Below are 17,247 nucleotides of genomic sequence, written 5' to 3'. Positions count from 1 at the left end.
CCTCACAGGAACACCGCTCCCGCCGCCAGTGCGGACGCGATCGCCACCACGAACGTGGCGGGGGCGAAGCGCGCCGCGAAGGACCTGCCGAACGCGCCCGCCTGCAGCGCGATGAGCTTGACGTCGACGGCCGGGCCGACGACCAGGAACACGAGCCGCGGCAGCAGCGGCAGGGCCGACATCGAGGCGGCGACGAACGCGTCGGCCTCGCTGCACAGCGCCAGCACCACGGCCAGCAGCGACAGGACCACCACGGCGAGGACGATCTGGCCGCCCAGCGTCTCCAGCCACGCCTGCGGCACGAGCACGTTGAACGCCGCCGCGAACACGCCGCCGAGCACCAGGAACCCGCCCGCGTCGACCAGGTCGTGCCGCGCGGTCTCGGCGAACACGACCCAGCGGGACGTGCCGTCGTTGTCCGGCAGCCGGCGCAGGGCGCGCTCGGCGATCCACTCCGCCTTGCCGAACCGGGTCCACAGCCAGCCCATGACGACGGCCGTGAGCAGGGCTCCCGTGAACCGGGCGGGCACCATCATCGGCGCGTTCGGGAACGCCACGGCCGTGGAGACCAGCACGATCGGGTTCACGGCGGGCGCGGCGAGCAGGAACGTCAGCGCCACGGCGGGCGCGACGCCCTGCTGCATCAGCCGTCGGGAGACCGGCACGGACGCGCACTCGCAGCCGGGCAGCGCGATGCCGGCGACGCCCGCGACGGGCACGGCGAGCGCGGTCTTCTTCGGCAACGCGCGCCGCAGCACGCTCGCCGGGATGAACGCCGCGATCGCGCCGCTGAGCAGCACACCGAGCACGAGGAACGGCAGCGCCTGCACGCAGACCGCGACGAACACCGTGGACGCGGTCCGCAGCACCGGCACGTTCAGCACGCCGACCAGCCAGTCCTGCAACACCAGCGCCAGCACCAGCACCACGCAGAGCACTTCCAGCGAAGTGATCTTCCAGCGCGGTGGCGTGCGGCGCGGACGCGATCCGCGGATCTCGCCAGTGATTGTCACTTCCGAGATGATGCCAGAACCGGCCGCCGCGACGAACCGACCAACGTCGCCTTTCGGTGAACTCCCGGCGCCACCGGGTGACTAGTCCTCAGGCGCCTCGGCGTCCTCTTCCTCGCGGAGCTCGGCGATGGTCGCGAGCACGTCGGCCGCCTCCGTCACCGGCAGCAGCGGCTCGACGACGGCGGTCACGCCGCGGCTGGACGCGAGGACTTCCTCCGCCAGCCGCACGGCGTCGTCACGCTCGTAGGGGCCGCACACGAACGACGCCCACTCGTCCCCCGCGGACGCCTCGAACGTGATGGCCCACGGCAGGCCCTCCACGTCCGAGTCGTCGTCGGGCTCGTACACGATCACACCAGCCATCAGGCACCGTCCCCGGTTCCGGCGAGCAGCTCGCTCCGCAGCTGCGAAGCGGTGGACACGACCAGCATCAACAGCGTGCTCAACGGCTCCGGCTTCAGCCCTTCGGCCGGGAACGCGTAGCGCAGCGTCACATCCATCCCCCGATCGGTGTGCACGACACCGAGCGTGCCGAACAGGCCCTGGCCCGCGCGCTCGGCGGCCGACACGGCCAAGTTCCGGTCGTCGGGCAGGTCCCACGCCACGACGCACGTCAGGCTCAGCACGGTCAGGCCCTCGGCCAGCCGCATGGCCTGCACCGCGCACGGCACCTCGCCGTGCTGGAAGCTCAGCGCGCCGTCGTCGTCGACGTGCACCTCGTGGAACATCTCCAACGCCTCGCGGGCCGCGGTCAGCAGCTCCGCGGTCACCTTGGCGTCCTCGTCGGTCACTTAGGAATCCTCCACGTCGGGCTTGTCCACGGCGCCACCGAAGCGCCGGTCGCGCATGGCGTACGCCTCGCAGGCGCGCCACAGGTCCAGCCGGTCGAAGTCCGGCCACAGGATGTCCTGGAACACCAGCTCCGCGTACGCCGACTGCCACAGCAGGAAGTTCGACGTGCGCTGCTCGCCGGACGGCCGGATGAACAGGTCCACGTCCGGCATGTCGGGCTGGTACAGGTACTTGGCGACGGTGCGCTCGTCGACCTTGTCCGGGTTGAGCTTGCCCGCCGCGACGAGCCGCGCGATCTCCCGCGCCGCGTCGCCGACCTCGGCGCGCCCGCCGTAGTTGATGCACATCGCGAGGTTCAGCACGTCGTTGTCCTTCGTGCGCTCCTCGGCGACCTCCAGCTCCTTGATGACGCTGCGCCACAGCCGCGGCCGGCGGCCCGCCCACCGCACCCGCACGCCCAGCTCGTCCAGCTCGTCGGTGCGGTGGCGGATGACGTCCCGGCTGAAGCCCATGAGGAACCGGACCTCCTCGGGGCTGCGCCGCCAGTTCTCCGTCGAGAACGCGTACAGCGACAGCCACTTCACGCCCATCTCGATGGCGCCCTTGGCGGCCTCGACCACGACGGCCTCGCCGCGCTTGTGGCCCTCGATGCGGGACAGGCCGCGCTGGTTGGCCCACCGGCCGTTGCCGTCCATCACGATCGCGATGTGCCGGGGCACGAGGTCGACCGGAAGGGTGGGCGGCGTGGCGCCGGTCGGGTGCGGTTCCGGGGGTCGGGGAACGCGCTGGACGCGCTCAACCCGCCGTCGGCGGAGCATGGCTGTCCTCTCGGGAGACTGCGGGATCGGTGCGGCAGGCGACTCTAACCGTCGGTCGGCTGCGCCTTGCGCTCGACCAAGGGCAGCGAGCGCAACTGGCGTTCCAGGTGCCACTGGAGGTGGGCGGCGACGAGGCCGCTGGCCTCGCGGCGCGCGCCGGTCGGGATGCCGTCCACCACGTCCCACGCGCCGTGCAGCAGGGCGGCGAGCAGGCGCAACGTGTCACCGGACGGCGAGGCGCTGCCCGGCGGCCGGCACCGCGGGCACACCATGCCGCCCGCGTGCACGTTGAACGCCTTGTGCGGCCCCGGATCGCCGCAGCGCGCGCAGTCGTCCACCGCGGGCGCCCACCCGGCGAACGCCATGGCCCGCATCAGGTAGGCGTCGAGGATGAGCGACGCGTCCCGCTCCTTCGCCGCGAGGGCCCGGAGCGCGCCCGTGACCAGCAGGTACAGCCGCAGTACGGGCTCGCCCTCCTCGGACGTGAGCCGGTCGGCGGTCTCCAGCACGGCGCACGCCGCCGTGTACCGCTGGTAGTCGTCCACCAGGACCACGCCGAACGCGTCGAGCGTCTGCACCTGGGTGATCACGTCCAGCGAACGTCCCGGGTAGAACTGCACGTCGACGTGCCCGAACGGCTCCAGCCGGGCGCCGAACCGGGACGAGGTGCGGCGCACGCCCTTGGCGACCGCGCGCACCTTGCCGTGCTTCTGGGTGAGCAGCGTGATGATGCGGTCGGCCTCGCCGAGCTTCTGCACCCGCAGGACCACCCCGGTGTCCCGGTAGAGGTTCGCCATCGGGAGACCCCTAGAAGCCCAGTCTGCGCAGCTGCTTCGGGTCGCGCTGCCAGTCCTTGGCGATCTTGATGTGCAGGTCGAGGTACACGCGCGTGCCGAGCAGCTTCTCGATGTGCCTGCGGGACGTGATGCCGACCTGCTTCAGGCGTTCGCCCCGGTGGCCCAGGATGATCGCCTTCTGGCTGGGCCGCTCGACGAACACGTTCGCGTGAATGTCCACGAGGTCGTCGCGGCCCTCGCGGGGCAGCATCTCCTCGACCACGACGGCGATCGAGTGCGGCAGCTCGTCCCGCACGCCCTCCAGCGCGGCCTCGCGGATCAGCTCGGCGACCAGGGTCAGCTCCGGCTCGTCGGTCAGCTCGCCGTCCGGGTACAGCGGCGGGCCCTCGGGCAGCTTGCCCAGCACCAGGTCGGACAGGGCGTCGACCTGGTAGCCGTCCACCGCGGACACCGGGATCAGGTCGGCGAAGTCCATCACCTCCTGCAGCGCGAGCAGCTGCTCGGCGACCTGCTGCTGGCCCACCAGGTCGGTCTTGGTGACGATGCCGATGACCGGGGTGCGCTTGGCGATCTTCTCCAGCTCGGCGGCGATGAACCGGTCGCCGGGGCCGACCTTCTGGTCGGCGGGCACGCAGAACCCGACCACGTCCACCTCGGACCACGTCTCGCGGACCAGGTCGTTGAGGCGCTGGCCGAGGAGGGTGCGCGGGCGGTGCAGGCCGGGGGTGTCCACGAGGACGAGCTGGCCGTCCTCGCGGTGCACGATGCCGCGAATGGTGTGCCGGGTGGTCTGCGGCTTGCTCGACGTGATCGCGACCTTGGTCCCGACCAGAGCGTTGGTCAGCGTCGACTTGCCGGCGTTGGGGCGGCCGACGAAGCACGCGAACCCGGAGCGGTAACCATCCATCCGCCCATTGTCCCCGCACCCGCCGGCCGCGCCGCGTCAGCCCTCTCCAGTCGTGGCCGCGACCTCCCGCCACTCGTCGCGCTCCAGCACGGCCCGGTAGCGGTCGAGCAGCCGGGCCCGGTGCTCGGCGGTGACGCCGGCGATCGCCCTGAGCTCGGCCAGGTTGTCGACGAGGCGGGTCCCGCGCCGGTGCCGGGCGGCGGTCGGTCGCAGCCGTTCGAAGTGCCCCAGGTGCGCTTCCAGGACCGCGTGCGCGGGTGGGTAGTGCTCCAGAGTCGTGCCCATCCCGTCGCAGTACGCCATGACGGTGAGCAAATCGGTGGTGTGGTCGACCAGGTCGTCGTCGGACCCGGTGGTGATGGCCTCGTGCAGGTGGGCGGCCGTCGCGACCTTGCCCGCGAAGTAGCCGTTGAGGTAGTCCCGGTCGCACGACCGGCGCAGCAGCCAGTCCCGCGCCCCGGCGCCGCCGACCGCGCACAGCGCCTCCACCACGTACACGCGACCCCAGCCGGCGACCCGGTCACCCAGCCACACCAAGGCGTCCGAACCCCCTCGGCGGCGCTGCAACGCGGCCGCGGCCAGCGGTCCGAACGTGTCCGACAGCAACCCGATCGTGCGGATCAGCGGGATGTCGTCCTCGTCGTGGTCGGAGGCGAGCAACGCCAGGCCCACCGCGACGGCGTACTGGTGCTCGCCGTGCCGGACCAGCCAACGGCCCGTCCGGCGGACCCGCTCCCGGTCGGCGCGCAGGGCGGCCGCGGCGATGTGGTCGTTGCGGTGGATCGGCACGTCGAGGTCGCGCACGGCCTCCGCCAGGGCTTCCGGCGGGTCGTCACCGGCGAAGTGGCGGTCCAGGGCGGCGGCGACGTCCGCGCCGACGCGTCGCTGCTCGGTCCGCCGAGGCCGGCGCCGCGGCCGCGGCTCGTCGGGGAACGGCCTGCCGTCACGGGGCAGCGGTCCGTCCGGGTGCCGCTCGTGCAGGCGCACGGCGTGGTCGTACAGGCTGGTCCGGGGGCCCGCCCCGGTCGTCCCGCTCACCGGCGGACGGAGGACTCGATTCTCTCGGTCATGATCGCGATCCTAGCCGTCCGACCGGCAACGGGCGTCCCTCCGGTCTACACGGTCTCCCGCACGGCGCCGGACGCGTCGGCCCGCAGCACCGGCGCGCCCGCCGTCAGGTCGCGCACCGCCGCCACCGAGTCGGCGTCCACGGCCCCGGCCTCCGTGACCACGGCCGCCGCCTCCAACCCCTCCGCGCCGCTCGACACGGCCGCCGCGACGGCCGCCTGCAACGCGGTCAGCTTCAACGACGGCAAGGCGACCGTGGTGGCCGCGTAGGTCCGGCCGTCGGTGTCGCGCACCGCCGCGCCCTCGGCCGCACCCGTGCGGGCCCGCGCCGAACGCGCCAGCGTGACGATCTTCTGGTCCTCGGGGTCGAGGTCAGTCACCGGAGTCCCCCTCGCTGTTGTCGCCGTTGTTCAGCGGCCGCACGAGCACCGTCGTGATGCGCATCCGCCCGCGTTCGTCCTTGCCGCCCTCGGCCCGCATCCGCAGGCCCGCGATCTCCGCCTCCGTGCCCGGCAGCGGCACGCGGCCCAGGCGCTGCGCCAGCAGGCCGCCCACGGTCTCGACCTCGTGGTCGTCCAGCTCCGTGCCGAACAACGCGTCCAGGTCGTCCACCGGCAGCCGGGCGCTGACCCGCACCGACCCGTCCGTCAGGTGCTCCACCGGCGGCCGGTCGTCGGTGTCGGACTCGTCGGTGATCTCACCGACGATCTCCTCCAGGATGTCCTCGATCGTGAGCAGGCCCGCCGTGCCGCCGTACTCGTCCACCACGATCGCCAGGTGGTTGCGCGACAGCTGCATCTCCCGCAGCAGGTCCGCGATCGGCTTCGAGTCCGGGATGAACGACGCCGGCTTCATCACGTCCGCCACGGACGTGCCGTTCGGCTCCTCCGCCAGCGTCAGCCGCACCAGGTCCTTCAGGTTCACCACGCCGACGATGTCGTCGACGCTCTCCCCGATCACCGGCACCCGCGTGTACCCGGTCCGCAGCGACAGCGCCAACGCCTGGCGGATCGACTTGGTCTGCTCGATCCACACGATCTCGGTGCGCGGCACCATCACCTCGCGCGCGATCGTGTCGCCCAGCTCGAAGACCGAGTGGATCATCTCCCGCTCGCCCTCGTCCACGACGCCGCGCTCCTGCGCCATGTCGACCAGCTCGCGCAGCTCGACCTCGGACGAGAACGGGCCCTCGCGGAAGCCCTTGCCGGGCGTGATCGCGTTGCCGACCAGGATCAGCAGCCTGCTCAACGGCCCCAGCACGCGGCCGAGCACCCGGATCGGGCCGGCCGCGAGCAGGCTCACCGCGTACGGGTGCTGCCGGCCGATGGTCCGCGGACCCACGCCCACCAGCACGTACGACACCACGAGCATGCTCAGCCCGGCGACCAGCATCGCCACCCAGCCGGTGTCGATCAGCCCCAGGCACACCACGGTCACCAGCACCGTCGCGGCCAGCTCGCAGCCCAGGCGCAGCAACAGCAGCAGGTTCACGTGCCGCGGCCGGTCCGCGAGCAGCTGGATCAGCTGACGCGTGCCCGCCCGGCCCTGCCGCTGCAACGCCTCGACGCGGGCGCGCGACACCGTGCCCAGCGCGGCGTCCACCCCGGCGAACACGCCCGCCGTCAACACCAACACCACGGCCAGCACCAGCAGGCCGGCGGAACTGCCCATCACGTCGGCCGCCTCAGGGTGTCGGCTCGGGCCGGTCCGCGTCGTCCAGCCCGACCGCCCCGAGCAGCTTCGAGTCGGCCTCGCGCTGCGCCGACTTGCGCTCCGCCTCGGCCGCCGCGGTGCGGAAGTCGGCCAGGATGCGGTTCTGCAACGTGAACATCTCCCGCTCCTCGGCGGGCTCGGCGTGGTCGTAGCCGAGCAGGTGCAGCACGCCGTGCACGGTCAGCAGGTGCAGTTCGTCGAGCAGGCTGTGGCCCGCCTTCTTGGCCTGGTCCTTGGCGAAGTCCGGGCACAGCACGATGTCGCCGAGCAGCGCCGGGCCGAGGCCCGCCGCGTCGGGACGGCGCGCGGAGTCCAGCTCGTCCATCGGGAACGCCATGACGTCCGTCGGGCCGGGCAGGTCCATCCAGCGCTGGTGCAGGTCCGCCATCACGTCCAGCTCGACCAGCAGGACGGACAGCTCGGCCAACGGGCTGACGCCCATCCGGTCCAGGGCGAACCGGGCGGCGGAGACGATGGACGGCTCGTCCACCTGCACGCCCGACTCGTTCGCGATCTCGATGCTCACGGCGCCTATCGTCCCCGGCGCTGCCCGCGCGACCGCGCACCGGGTCCGGCGTGGTGCTGGTGCCGGTCGGCCGCGTCGCCCTCGTCCTGCTCGACCTGCCACTTCTCGTAGGCGTCCACGATGTCCGCCACGAGCCGGTGGCGCACCACGTCGCTGCTGGTCAGGATGGAGAAGTGGACGTCCTCGACGCCTTCGAGGATGTCCTTGACCACCTTGAGCCCGCTGCGCTGGCCGCCGGGCAGGTCGACCTGGGTGATGTCACCGGTCACCACGATCTTCGACCCGAACCCCAACCGGGTGAGGAACATCTTCATCTGCTCGGGCGTCGTGTTCTGCGCCTCGTCCAGGATGATGAACGCGTCGTTCAGCGTGTTGTGCGTCAGCAGGTAGTCCTCGGTGACGTACAGCGAGTCCGCGGCCGCCACCTGGATGCACACCGCTTCGGCACGACCCGCCGGTTCGATGCTGTCGATGAACCGCATGGGCCGCCCGCCGCCGCCCGCCGCCAGGTACTTCTCCCGCTTGCGGGCGAGCCGGAACGGTTCGACGCCCTCGGGCAGGCGGATGTCGACGACGTGCGCGTCGTGGCGGTTCACCACCTCGCGCCCGGACGCCCAACCGGGCTTCCGGCCGTCGGCCACGCGCGTCCGGGCGTAGGCGACGCCGCCCAGCGACCGGACCAACCGCACCACGTCATCCCTGAGCACGGCCGACGTGGTCGTGTACTGGATCCGGCAGGTGCGACCCGCCTGCGTCACCGGACCGCCGTCGGCGTCCAGCAACCCCTGCAGCACGCCCAGCCTGACCTCGGCCGTGTTGGCGAGGTAGTCGTCCGGGATGAACTTGGTGTGCGAACGGGTGCCGAGGAGCTTCAGCCGCCGGAGCGCCCCGGTGACGGGGTTCTCCAGCGTCACGACGTCACCCGGCGACTTCACCCGGTTGAGGGTGTAGTTCACCCGGTCTTTCCAGTTCACCGCCACACCGGGCAGGGCGGACTGGAGCGCGACCGCCAGCTCGGGGTCGTCGGTCGCGAAAGACGGTGTGGTCGAGCCGGTCAGGCAGCCGTCGCCGAGCAGCAGGCCCAGGGCGTACGGGTCCATCGGGACCTCGCGCGCCGGGTGGCACGTCGGCGCGCTCAGCAGCGGCAACTCGTACCGCCGGGCGTGCGCCGCCCGGAGGTTGCCGATCATCTCCTCGGTCCGCAGCACCCGCCACGGCTTGTTCCGGCGGCGGTCGGACCTGGTCCGCACCGTCCAGAGGTGATCGCCGCAGGCCAGCGTCGAAGCGCCGTCCTGGGCCGAGACCCGGTAGATGTCCTTCTCGCCCTGCGGGTAGACACCGAGCACCGGCGTCGGTTCGCCGTTCGAGCCGATGACCAGGTCGCCGACGCGCAGGCTCCCGATGGGCCGGAAGCCCTCCGGGGTCAGCACGTTGGTGAACACCGGCTGCGCCCGGCCACGCATGTAGGCCAGTGGGGCGACCTCGATCGTGCCCGCCTGGGTGAGGCGCGGGATGGATTCGGGGTCGACCATGTCGTGCAGCGCGTCGTACAGGGGGCGCAGGTACGGGTCGATCTTCTCGTACAGGGTGCCCGGCAGGTAGCCGAGCCGCTCGCCCGCCTCGACGGCCGGCCGGGTCAGGATGATCCGGTTGACCTGCTTGGCCTGGAGCGCCTGCACGGCCTTCGCCATCGCCAGGTACGTCTTGCCGGTGCCGGCGGGACCGATGCCGAACACCACGGTGTTCTGGTCGATCGCGTCGACGTAGTGCTTCTGGTTCAGCGTCTTCGGCCGGATGGTGCGGCCGCGCCGGGAGATGATGTCGAGGCTCAGCACCTCGGCGGGCGACTCGCTGGTGCCCGCGGACAGCATCGCGACGGTGCGGCGGACCGTGTCCGGCCCGACCTGCTGGCCCCGGCCGGCGAGCGTGATGAGCTCGGAGAACACGCGCTCGGCGAACGCCACGTCGGCGGGCTGGCCGGACAGGGTGATCTCGTTGCCGCGCACGTGCACGTCGGCGTCCAGCAGTTCCTCGGCGAGCCGGAGGTTCTCGTCGCGCGACCCGAGCAGGGCGAGCACCGCGCCGTCGGGCACGGCGAACTTGGATTGGGCGTCGGCCGCGGCCCGGCCGGCCTGCGGCGTGTTGTCAGCGGTACCGGCCACGTGGCCTCGGGCCCTCTTCCTGCGCGTTCGCGCCGTGCTCGGGGTGAACTGGACGTACCCGGTCGATGCTAGTCGCCCCCACCGACAGTCCGCACTGGAGTAAGAAACGGGTTGGACACGGCGTGTCTACTCGGTGACGTGGAGGAGTTGCGGTTCCTGACCCCCGACGACGTGCCCGCCTGCGTCCGCCTGGCGTCCAGCCGGCAGTGGTCGCCGGAGCCGGGCAAGTGGGCGTTCCTGCTGCGCGTCGGAACCGGTTTCGGGCTGGTCGACGGCGGTGAGCTGGTCGGCACGACGATCATCACCCGGTTCGGTGACGAGCACGTGGCGGTGAGCATGGTGCTGGTCGCGGAGAGCCACGCCGGGCGCGGGCTGGGGCGGCGGCTGGTGGGGCACGCGCTGGAGTTCGCGGGCACGCCGGTCGCGTCGCTGCACGCCACGTCGCACGGCAAGCCGCTGTACGAGAAGCTCGGGTTCCGCTCGGTGGGCCGGGTGACGGCGCACCTCGGCGCGTTCGACGGGACGGCGTCCGGCGCGTCGCGGCCGGTGGGCGACGCGGACCGGGCGGGCGTCGTGGCGGCCGACGCCGAGGTGTTCGGCGCCGACCGGTCGGCGATGTGGCACGAGCTGTTCGGGTTCGCGTCGCAGGTCAGGGTGGCCGACGACGGGTTCGCGGCGGCTTGGCCCAACGGTCCCGTGTCGATGGTCGGGCCGGTGGTCGCGCCGTCCGCCGAGCGCGCGGCCGCGTTGATCGCGGACCTGGCGGCCGGGTCGACGGTGCGGGTGGACGTGCAGGACGCGGCGTTGGCGGCCTGGCTGCGGGCCCGCGGGCTCACGCAGCGCTACACCGTCGACCTGATGGTGCGCGGTGAGCTCGCGGGTGACCGTTCACGGCTGTTCGCCCCGCTCATGCAGGCCCTCGGCTGAGACGTCTCGGGGCCGGGGCGTCTCGGGGCTGGGCCGTGTCAGGACTGGGCCGTGTCAGGGCTGGGGCGGCCGGCGCTAGGCGAGCGGGCCGAGGCGGCGTCCGCCGAGCACGTGCAGGTGGGCGTGGAAGACGGTCTGGCCCGCGTCCTGGCCGGTGTTGAACAGCAGGCGGTAGCCGCTGTCGGCGACGCCCTCGGCCTTCGCCACCTCGCCGGCGGCCAGGAAGAGGTCGTCGAGGACACCGGGCGCGGCGGCGGCCAGGGCGACGGCGTCCGGCGCGTGCGTCTTGGGCACGAGCACGACGTGCGTCGGCGCCTGGGGTGAGATGTCGCGGAACGCCAGCGTGGTGTCGGTCTCGTGCACCACGGTGGCCGGGATCTCGCGGGCGACGATGCGGCAGAACAGGCAGTCGGACATGGGTCCGCAGGCTACCGACCCGCCGGGGCCGGCGCGGCAGGACCGGCCCGCAGAGGCCGGCTGAGGGTCAGGCGCCGGCCAGGCGCAGTGCGGCGTCCCGGCACGCGGCCCACGCGGCGGCGCCGGGGGTGATCACGTCCATGTGGCCGACGCCGGGCAGCTCCACCAGTTCCGCGCCGGACGTCCGGGCGAACGCCTCGCTCTGCTCGAACGGCACGTCCTCGTCGTCCCGGCCGTGCACGAGCACCATCGGCTTGTCGATCGGCAGCAGGGCGGCCGGTGACGCGTCGGCGTACCGCTCGGGCACCTCGTCCGGCGTGCCGCCGAGCAGTTCGGCCGCGCGGCGGGTGATCTGCGGGTGCTGGAGGAAGTCGAGGACCCCGGCCTGGGCGACGGCGCCGACCACGCGGGGGTGACGGGCGGCGGCCCAGACGGCCAGGTGGCCGCCGGCGGAGTGACCGAGCGTGACCACAGGGCCGAGCGCGGGGTCGAGGGCGTCGAGGGCGGCGAGCACGTCGTCGCCGGTCTCGGGCCACCCGCCGCCTCCGCCTACCCGCCGGTACTCGATGTTGTAGGCGGCGGCGCCGTGGGCGACCAGGTCGGCGGCCAGCGGCCTGCCGAGTTCGAGCCCATAACGCTGGTGCCAAAAACCACCGTGGATTACCACGATGACGGGAAACGATTCACCGGAAGGCGCGGAATACTCGCCGAACTGGCTCGGGTGACCGCCGTAGCCGATGCGCAAACCACACCCCATCGCATAAAGAGGCCGCGTCGCGGTGGGACCTGGGGGTCGTCCCACCGCGACGCGGCGAACGCCGGACCGAGGGGGGAGGTGTCCGGCGAGTCTGGTCCGAAGGGCCGATCGAAGTTAGACCAATGCAACCCCTCGGCCCTGAGCGTAACCCCTATGTCAGGCGTTCGCCAGCAGGAACCGCCGACCACTACCGCCAGCGATCGGTCAGCACACCGAGCGCACCCAAAGCCACCGCCGCCGCCGTCGAGGATCGCAGAACGGTAGGGCCCAGTCGCACTACGTGCGCGCCGACGCCGGTCAACGCCGACAATTCCTCGTCGGTGATGCCGCCTTCCGGTCCGACCACGAGCAGCACATCGCCGGAAGCCGGCAGCTGAACCGATTCGATCGCCGAGGAAGAGGATTCGTGCAAAACCAATGCGATGGCGGACGACGCGGCCAGGCGCGCGAGGCCCGCCGTCGACACGGGTTCGGCGACCGACGGCACGCGGGCGCGCCGGGCCTGCTTGGCCGCCTCGCGGGCGGTGCTGCGCCACCGTTCGAGGGCCTTCGCGCCGCGCGGTCCGTCCTCCCACTTGGTCACGCAGCGCGAGGCCCGCCACGGCACGACGCCGTCCACCCCGGCCTCGGTGGCCAGCTCGACGGCGAGCTCGCCGCGGTCGCCCTTCACCAGCGCCTGGGCCAGGACCACGCGCACCGCGGGTTCCGGCACGACCCACCGCTCCACGACGCGCAGCCGCAGCGAGTCCTTGAACGCCTCCTCGACCACGCACCGCACCTGGGCGCCGGAGCCGTCGGAGAGCACCAGCTCCTCCCCCGACCGCAGCCGGCGCACGGTGGCCGCGTGCCGCCCCTCCGGGCCGTCCAGGACCGCCTCGTCGCCGGACGGCAGCGCGGCGACCAGGAAGACCGGGAGCGTCACCGGTGGTTGCGGCCGGCCCGGAGCCGCGAGAACAGCCCGCCGCCGCCCTTGCCGTTGTGCGCGAGCGTCGGCTCGTCCTCGCCGCGAACCACGGCCAGTTCGCGCAGCAGCTCGGCCTGCCGGGCGTCCAGCTTGGTCGGCGTCACGACCTCGAGGTGGACGTGCAGGTCGCCGCGGCCGTCGATGCGCCCGCTGGAGCGCAGGCGGGGCATGCCGCGCCCGGTGAGCACCAGTTCGGTGTTCGGCTGGGTGCCGGGTTCGATCTCCAGCTCCTCCTCGCCGTCCAACGTCTGCAGCGGCAGCACCGCACCGAGCGCCGCGGTCGTCATCGGGATGCGCACCGAGCAGTGCAGGTTCGCGCCGTCGCGCTCGAAGACCTCGTGCGGCACCTCCTCGACCTCGACGTACAGGTCGCCCGCCGGTCCGCCGCCGGGGCCGACCTCGCCCTGGCCCGCGAGCCGCACCCGCATGCCCTCGGCCACGCCGGCCGGGATCTGCACCGAGATGGTCCGCCGCGAGCGCACCCGGCCCTCGCCGGCGCACTGCTGGCACGGGTCGGGGATGACCTCGCCGAGCCCCCGGCAGACCGGGCACGGCCGCGCCGTGACGACCTGCCCGAGGAACGAGCGCTGCACCGACTGCACCTCGCCCCGCCCGCCGCACGTGTCGCAGCGCACCGGGGACGAGCCCTCGGCGCAGCCGCTGCCCACGCACCGGTCGCACAGGATCGCCGTGTCGACGGTCAGCTCCCGCGAAGCGCCCGCCGCGCACTCCTCCAGCGTCATCGACAGCCGGATCAGCGCGTCGGAACCGGGCTGCACGCGGCTGCGCGGACCGCGTCCGCCACCGCCGCCCGCGCCGAAGAACGCGTCCATGATGTCGCCGAGACCGAACCCCGCGAACGGGTCTCCGCCGCCGCGCATACCACCGCCGCCGGGCTCCAACGGGTCGCCGCCCAGGTCGACGACCTGCCGCTTCTTCGGGTCTGACAGGACCTCGTAGGCGGCGGTCACCTCCTTGAAGCGGGCTTCCTCGTTGGGGTTGACGTCGGGGTGCAGCTGCCGCGCGAGCTTGCGGTAGGCGCGCTTGATCTCCTCGGGTGTCGCGTTCTTGGAGACCCCGAGCGTGCCGTAGTAGTCCCTCGCCACCGTGAATCCTCCTGCGGGCGCGCTTCGACACGCGCTCGCTCGCTTGCGAAACGTCCTCCGGGACCGCGGTGTTCCCCCGCCGTCACCGTCCGGTCAAGATCTCCCCCACGTAGTTGGCGACCGCTCGCACGGCCGCCATCGTCCCGGGGTAGTCCATCCGGGTGGGCCCCACCACTCCCATGCCGCCGAGCAGGTTGTCCCGGCTGCCGTAGCCGATGGACACGATCGAGGTGCTGCGCATCTCGGCCGCTTCGTTCTCCTCGCCGATGTGCACCAGGATCCGGCCGGGATCGCGGGCGGCGGCCAGCAGCTTCAGCACGACGACCTGCTCTTCCAGCGCCTCCAGAACCTGGCGCAGCGAACCCGGGAAGTCTGCCACGTTGCGGGTGAGGTTCGCCGTGCCACCCAGCACCAGGCGCTCCTCGGGGTGCTCCACCAGCGACTCGATCAGGACCGTGCTCACCCGCAGCACGGCGTCGCGCAGGTCGCTCGGCGCGTCGTCGGGCAGCTTGGCGACCTCGGCGGACGCGTCGGACAGGCGCTTGCCGACCATGGCCCCGTTGAGCATGGTCCGCACGCGGGCCACGTTCTCCTCGGTGATCACGTCGCCGAGGTCGACGGAGCGCTGGTCGACGCGGCCGGTGTCGGTGATCAGCACCAGCATCAGCCGGGCCGGTGTGATGGCGACCACTTCGATGTGGCGGACGGTGGAGCGGCTCAGCGTCGGGTACTGGATGACGGCGACCTGGCGGGTGAGCTGGGCGAGCAGCCGCACGCTGCGCCGCAGCACGTCGTCCAGGTCGTAGGCGCCTTCGAGGAAGCTCTGGATGGCCTTGCGCTCGGGCGAGGACAGCGGCTTGACCTCGCTGAGCCGGTCGACGAACAGGCGGTAGCCCTTGTCCGTGGGGACGCGGCCGGCGCTGGTGTGCGGCTGCGTGATGTAGCCGTCCTCCTCCAGCGAGGCCATGTCGTTGCGGACGGTCGCACTCGACACGCCCAGGTTGTGCCGTTCGACCAGGGCTTTCGAGCCGACCGGCTCCTGGTTGGACACGTAGTCGGCGACGATTGCGCGCAGCACTTCGAACCGGCGCTCATCGGCGTTCACGCGCGTCACCTCCAGGAAGACTGACTGCTCCACCTCGAGTTTACGGAGGTGAGGGCGCGGATCGGAAAAGTCGCTCGCCCGGCTTCGGGCCACGTGGATAACGTCCGGTGTGCACAGCCGCATCCAGAACGCCCTGCGTGACGCCATCCGGACGGACGCCGAGCGCGTCGGGCCGTTCCTGGTGCGCTTCGACGCCCACAGCGACCACCTGTTCCTGAACTACGCCGTGCCCGACGAGGGCGTCGCGCCGACGCGCGCCGACGTGGACGGGCTGGTCGCGGAGTTCCGGGCCCGGTCGCGGACGCCGAGGCTGGAGTACCTGCGGCCGTCGCCGGCGGTGGACGCCGTGCTGGCGGAGGCCGGGTTCACGATCGACCAGCTGCTGCCGGTGATGGTGGTCGAGGCGCTGACGCCGCCCGCGCCGCGCGCCGGGCTGACCGTGGAGGCGGTGACGTCGGACGACGACCTGCTGGCCGTGTCCGTGGTGCAGAACACGGCGTTCGGCGTCGGCGCGCTGGCCGGGCCCGAAGACGTGGCGCGGCAGCGGTCGTTGCTGCGGGACGACGGTGTGATCGTGCTCGCCCGGGTGGACGGCGAACCGGCCGGCGCGGGCGCGCACACGGCTCCGCGTGACGGCTTGGCGCAGGTGGCGGGCATCGCGGTGCTGCCGTCGTTCCGGCGGCGCGGTGTCGCGTCGGCGGTCTGCGCCGACCTCACCGCGCGCGTGTTCGGCGCGGGCTGCACGCCGTTCCTGGAGACGGAGCCGGACGAGAAGGTGGACCGCCTGTACGGGCCGCTGGGTTACCGGACCGTCGGCCACTCGGCGTCGGTCACGTTGGCCTGACCCGGGCGGCTCAGGTGAGCCGGCGCACCACGGCGTCGGCGAGGAGCCTGCCCCGGTCGGTCAGCACGCACCGGCCGTCGGCCAGCGCGGCGGCGTCGAGCAGGCCGTCCGCGGCGGCGGTCCTGGCCTCGGCCCGGCCGTCGGCGTCGAGGACGTCGAGCGGCAGGCCGGTGGCGAGGCGCAGTTCGAGCAGCACGCGTTCCACCCGGCGGTCGTCGTCGCCCAGGACCTCGCGCCCGGCGGCGGGCGACGTGCCGGCGGCCAGCAGCTCGGCGTACTTCGCCGGGTGCTTGACGTTCCACCAGCGCACGCCGCCGACGTGGCTGTGCGCGCCGGGGCCCGCGCCCCACCAGTCGGCGCCCTGCCAGTAGAGGAGGTTGTGCCGGCACGCGGCCTCGGCGGACGCCGCCCAGTTCGACACCTCGTACCAGCGCAGGCCCTGCGCGGTCATGGCGGCGTCGACCAGCTCGTACTTGTCGGCCAGCACGTCGTCGTCCGGCATGGGCAGCTCCCCGCGGCGGACCCGGCGGGCCAGCGCCGTGCCCTCCTCCACGATCAGCGCGTACGCCGACACGTGGTCCACGCCGGCTTCGCGCACGGCGTCGAGGGACGCCCGCAGGTCGTCGACACCTTCTCCCGGCGTGCCGTAGATGAGGTCGAGGTTCACGTGGTCGAAGCCGGCCTCGCGGGCTTCCCGGGCCGCGGCGACCGGGCGGCCGGGGGTGTGCGCGCGGTCGAGCACGGCGAGCACGTGCCGTGCGGCGGACTGCATGCCGAGCGAGACGCGGGTGTAACCAGCATCACGGATGGCGGAGAAGAAGGCGGGTGACGTGGACTCCGGGTTCGACTCGGTGGTGACCTCGGCGCCGGGCGCGAGGCCGAACGACGACCGCACCGCGTCGAGCACCCGGGCCAGCCCGTCGGCGCCGAGCAGGGACGGCGTGCCGCCGCCGACGAACACCGTGTCGGCCGCCGGCGGGGCGCCGAGCACGGTCGCGGCGAGGTCCAGTTCCCGCCGCAGGCCCTCCAGCCAGGACGCCGGCGAGGCGGAAGTGCCCAGCTCACCGGCGGTGTAGGTGTTGAAGTCGCAGTAGCCGCACCGCGTCGCGCAGAACGGGACGTGCACGTACACCCCGAACGGGCGGTCACCCAGGCCGGTGAGCGCGGAGGTCGGGAGTGAGCCGTCGGAGGGCGCGGGATCACCGATCGGCAGAGCGGAGGGCATGGTTCCCAGTGTCCCACCCGCGGCGTTCCGCCCACCGGTCCGCACCGCCGTCTACCAGGTCCGCGAGGCCGTCCCACGATGCGGATGGCGGTGGACCACGGGGTGG

At 72.8% G+C, this 17,247-nt stretch carries 18 protein-coding genes and 3 pseudogenes; 2 read left to right on the top strand and 19 right to left on the bottom strand.

What is annotated here, in order from left to right; translation table 11 throughout:
• Positions 1-2: 2 nt before the first annotated feature.
• From ACRAKH_RS07135 to ACRAKH_RS07075, 13 genes and pseudogenes are all read right to left on the bottom strand, one after another.
• Positions 3-1,013 (bottom strand): permease, encoded by a 1,011-nt coding sequence (locus tag ACRAKH_RS07135; RefSeq protein ID WP_380723478.1) that lies wholly within the window; start codon positions 1,011-1,013, stop codon positions 3-5.
• An 81-nt stretch (positions 1,014-1,094) separates the two neighbouring features.
• Positions 1,095-1,376 carry a hypothetical protein gene (locus tag ACRAKH_RS07130; protein ID WP_380723477.1) on the bottom strand — a complete coding sequence of 94 codons (282 nt, stop codon included), beginning with the start codon at positions 1,374-1,376 and terminating at the stop codon, positions 1,095-1,097.
• Positions 1,376-1,804 (bottom strand): YbjN domain-containing protein, encoded by a 429-nt coding sequence (locus ACRAKH_RS07125; protein WP_380723476.1) that lies wholly within the window; start codon positions 1,802-1,804, stop codon positions 1,376-1,378. The genes ACRAKH_RS07130 and ACRAKH_RS07125 overlap by 1 nt, the downstream gene beginning before the upstream one ends.
• Positions 1,805-2,623, bottom strand: a complete 819-nt coding sequence (locus ACRAKH_RS07120) for an isoprenyl transferase (RefSeq protein WP_380723475.1) — start codon at positions 2,621-2,623, stop codon at positions 1,805-1,807. It lies immediately after the preceding gene.
• 44 nt (positions 2,624-2,667) lie between these two features.
• Positions 2,668-3,420: a DNA repair protein RecO gene (gene recO, locus ACRAKH_RS07115; protein ID WP_380723474.1), complete on the bottom strand. Its 753-nt coding sequence runs from the start codon at positions 3,418-3,420 to the stop codon at positions 2,668-2,670.
• Between the two features lie 10 nt (positions 3,421-3,430).
• Positions 3,431-4,327 (bottom strand): GTPase Era, encoded by an 897-nt coding sequence (era, locus tag ACRAKH_RS07110; protein ID WP_380723473.1) that lies wholly within the window; start codon positions 4,325-4,327, stop codon positions 3,431-3,433.
• 36 nt (positions 4,328-4,363) lie between these two features.
• Entirely contained in the window at positions 4,364-5,365 is a 1,002-nt protein-coding gene (locus tag ACRAKH_RS07105) for a hypothetical protein (protein WP_380723472.1), read from the bottom strand.
• Positions 5,366-5,442: 77 nt separating this feature from the next.
• Entirely contained in the window at positions 5,443-5,775 is a 333-nt protein-coding gene (locus ACRAKH_RS07100; protein WP_447009695.1) for a cytidine deaminase, read from the bottom strand.
• On the bottom strand, positions 5,768-7,066 hold the full coding sequence (locus tag ACRAKH_RS07095; RefSeq protein ID WP_380723470.1) for a hemolysin family protein: 1,299 nt from the start codon (positions 7,064-7,066) through the stop codon (positions 5,768-5,770). The genes ACRAKH_RS07100 and ACRAKH_RS07095 overlap by 8 nt, the downstream gene beginning before the upstream one ends.
• A gap of 13 nt (positions 7,067-7,079) precedes the next feature.
• Positions 7,080-7,634, bottom strand: a complete 555-nt coding sequence (gene ybeY, locus ACRAKH_RS07090; protein ID WP_380723469.1) for an rRNA maturation RNase YbeY — start codon at positions 7,632-7,634, stop codon at positions 7,080-7,082.
• A gap of 5 nt (positions 7,635-7,639) precedes the next feature.
• A pseudogene (locus tag ACRAKH_RS07085) lies at positions 7,640-8,005 on the bottom strand (PhoH family protein); the annotation flags it as partial.
• A gap of 288 nt (positions 8,006-8,293) precedes the next feature.
• Positions 8,294-8,734: pseudogene (locus ACRAKH_RS07080) on the bottom strand (LAGLIDADG family homing endonuclease); the annotation flags it as partial.
• A 351-nt stretch (positions 8,735-9,085) separates the two neighbouring features.
• Positions 9,086-9,796 (bottom strand): annotated as a pseudogene (locus ACRAKH_RS07075) (PhoH family protein); the annotation flags it as partial.
• A gap of 138 nt (positions 9,797-9,934) precedes the next feature.
• On the opposite strand from ACRAKH_RS07075, the gene ACRAKH_RS07070 reads away from it, so the two are divergent.
• A complete protein-coding gene (locus ACRAKH_RS07070; protein ID WP_380723468.1) occupies positions 9,935-10,723 on the top strand; it encodes a GNAT family N-acetyltransferase in 789 nt (262 codons plus the stop codon).
• A gap of 75 nt (positions 10,724-10,798) precedes the next feature.
• Here the strand turns inward: ACRAKH_RS07070 and ACRAKH_RS07065 are convergent, their stop codons facing one another.
• From ACRAKH_RS07065 to hrcA, 5 genes are all read right to left on the bottom strand, one after another.
• Positions 10,799-11,140 (bottom strand): histidine triad nucleotide-binding protein, encoded by a 342-nt coding sequence (locus ACRAKH_RS07065; RefSeq protein WP_380723467.1) that lies wholly within the window; start codon positions 11,138-11,140, stop codon positions 10,799-10,801.
• Positions 11,141-11,207: 67 nt separating this feature from the next.
• Positions 11,208-11,897 (bottom strand): alpha/beta hydrolase family protein, encoded by a 690-nt coding sequence (locus ACRAKH_RS07060; protein WP_380723466.1) that lies wholly within the window; start codon positions 11,895-11,897, stop codon positions 11,208-11,210.
• A 187-nt stretch (positions 11,898-12,084) separates the two neighbouring features.
• Positions 12,085-12,819, bottom strand: a complete 735-nt coding sequence (locus ACRAKH_RS07055) for a 16S rRNA (uracil(1498)-N(3))-methyltransferase (protein WP_380723465.1) — start codon at positions 12,817-12,819, stop codon at positions 12,085-12,087.
• A complete protein-coding gene (gene dnaJ / locus ACRAKH_RS07050) occupies positions 12,816-13,967 on the bottom strand; it encodes a molecular chaperone DnaJ (RefSeq protein WP_380723464.1) in 1,152 nt (383 codons plus the stop codon). The genes ACRAKH_RS07055 and dnaJ overlap by 4 nt, the downstream gene beginning before the upstream one ends.
• 82 nt (positions 13,968-14,049) lie before the next feature.
• Positions 14,050-15,072 carry a heat-inducible transcriptional repressor HrcA gene (gene hrcA, locus ACRAKH_RS07045; RefSeq protein ID WP_380723463.1) on the bottom strand — a complete coding sequence of 341 codons (1,023 nt, stop codon included), beginning with the start codon at positions 15,070-15,072 and terminating at the stop codon, positions 14,050-14,052.
• A gap of 109 nt (positions 15,073-15,181) precedes the next feature.
• Between hrcA and ACRAKH_RS07040 the strand changes: the two genes are divergently transcribed.
• Positions 15,182-15,916 (top strand): GNAT family N-acetyltransferase, encoded by a 735-nt coding sequence (locus ACRAKH_RS07040; protein ID WP_380723462.1) that lies wholly within the window; start codon positions 15,182-15,184, stop codon positions 15,914-15,916.
• Between the two features lie 10 nt (positions 15,917-15,926).
• On the opposite strand, the gene hemW is transcribed toward ACRAKH_RS07040, so the two are convergent.
• Positions 15,927-17,141, bottom strand: a complete 1,215-nt coding sequence (hemW, locus tag ACRAKH_RS07035) for a radical SAM family heme chaperone HemW (protein ID WP_447009694.1) — start codon at positions 17,139-17,141, stop codon at positions 15,927-15,929.
• Positions 17,142-17,247 lie beyond the last annotated feature (106 nt).

The sequence above is a fragment of the Saccharothrix hoggarensis genome (genome assembly GCF_052936025.1).
The sequence above is the reverse complement of the archived record's forward strand: the minus strand, read 5'-3'. Positions and strand labels throughout refer to the sequence as shown.

What these genes read in the sequence shown, in the direction of transcription:
- ACRAKH_RS07130 (WP_380723477.1), bottom strand. Translation starts at nt 1,376, where the DNA reads ATGGCTGGTGTGATCGTGTACGAGCCCGACGACGACTCGGACGTGGAG.
- ACRAKH_RS07120 (WP_380723475.1), bottom strand. Translation starts at nt 2,623, where the DNA reads ATGCTCCGCCGACGGCGGGTTGAGCGCGTCCAGCGCGTTCCCCGACCC.
- recO (WP_380723474.1), bottom strand. Translation starts at nt 3,420, where the DNA reads ATGGCGAACCTCTACCGGGACACCGGGGTGGTCCTGCGGGTGCAGAAG.
- era (WP_380723473.1), bottom strand. Translation starts at nt 4,327, where the DNA reads ATGGATGGTTACCGCTCCGGGTTCGCGTGCTTCGTCGGCCGCCCCAAC.
- ACRAKH_RS07095 (WP_380723470.1), bottom strand. Translation starts at nt 7,066, where the DNA reads ATGGGCAGTTCCGCCGGCCTGCTGGTGCTGGCCGTGGTGTTGGTGTTG.
- ACRAKH_RS07065 (WP_380723467.1), bottom strand. Translation starts at nt 11,140, where the DNA reads ATGTCCGACTGCCTGTTCTGCCGCATCGTCGCCCGCGAGATCCCGGCC.
- ACRAKH_RS07060 (WP_380723466.1), bottom strand. Translation starts at nt 11,897, where the DNA reads ATGGGGTGTGGTTTGCGCATCGGCTACGGCGGTCACCCGAGCCAGTTC.
- hemW (WP_447009694.1), bottom strand. Translation starts at nt 17,141, where the DNA reads ATGCCCTCCGCTCTGCCGATCGGTGATCCCGCGCCCTCCGACGGCTCA.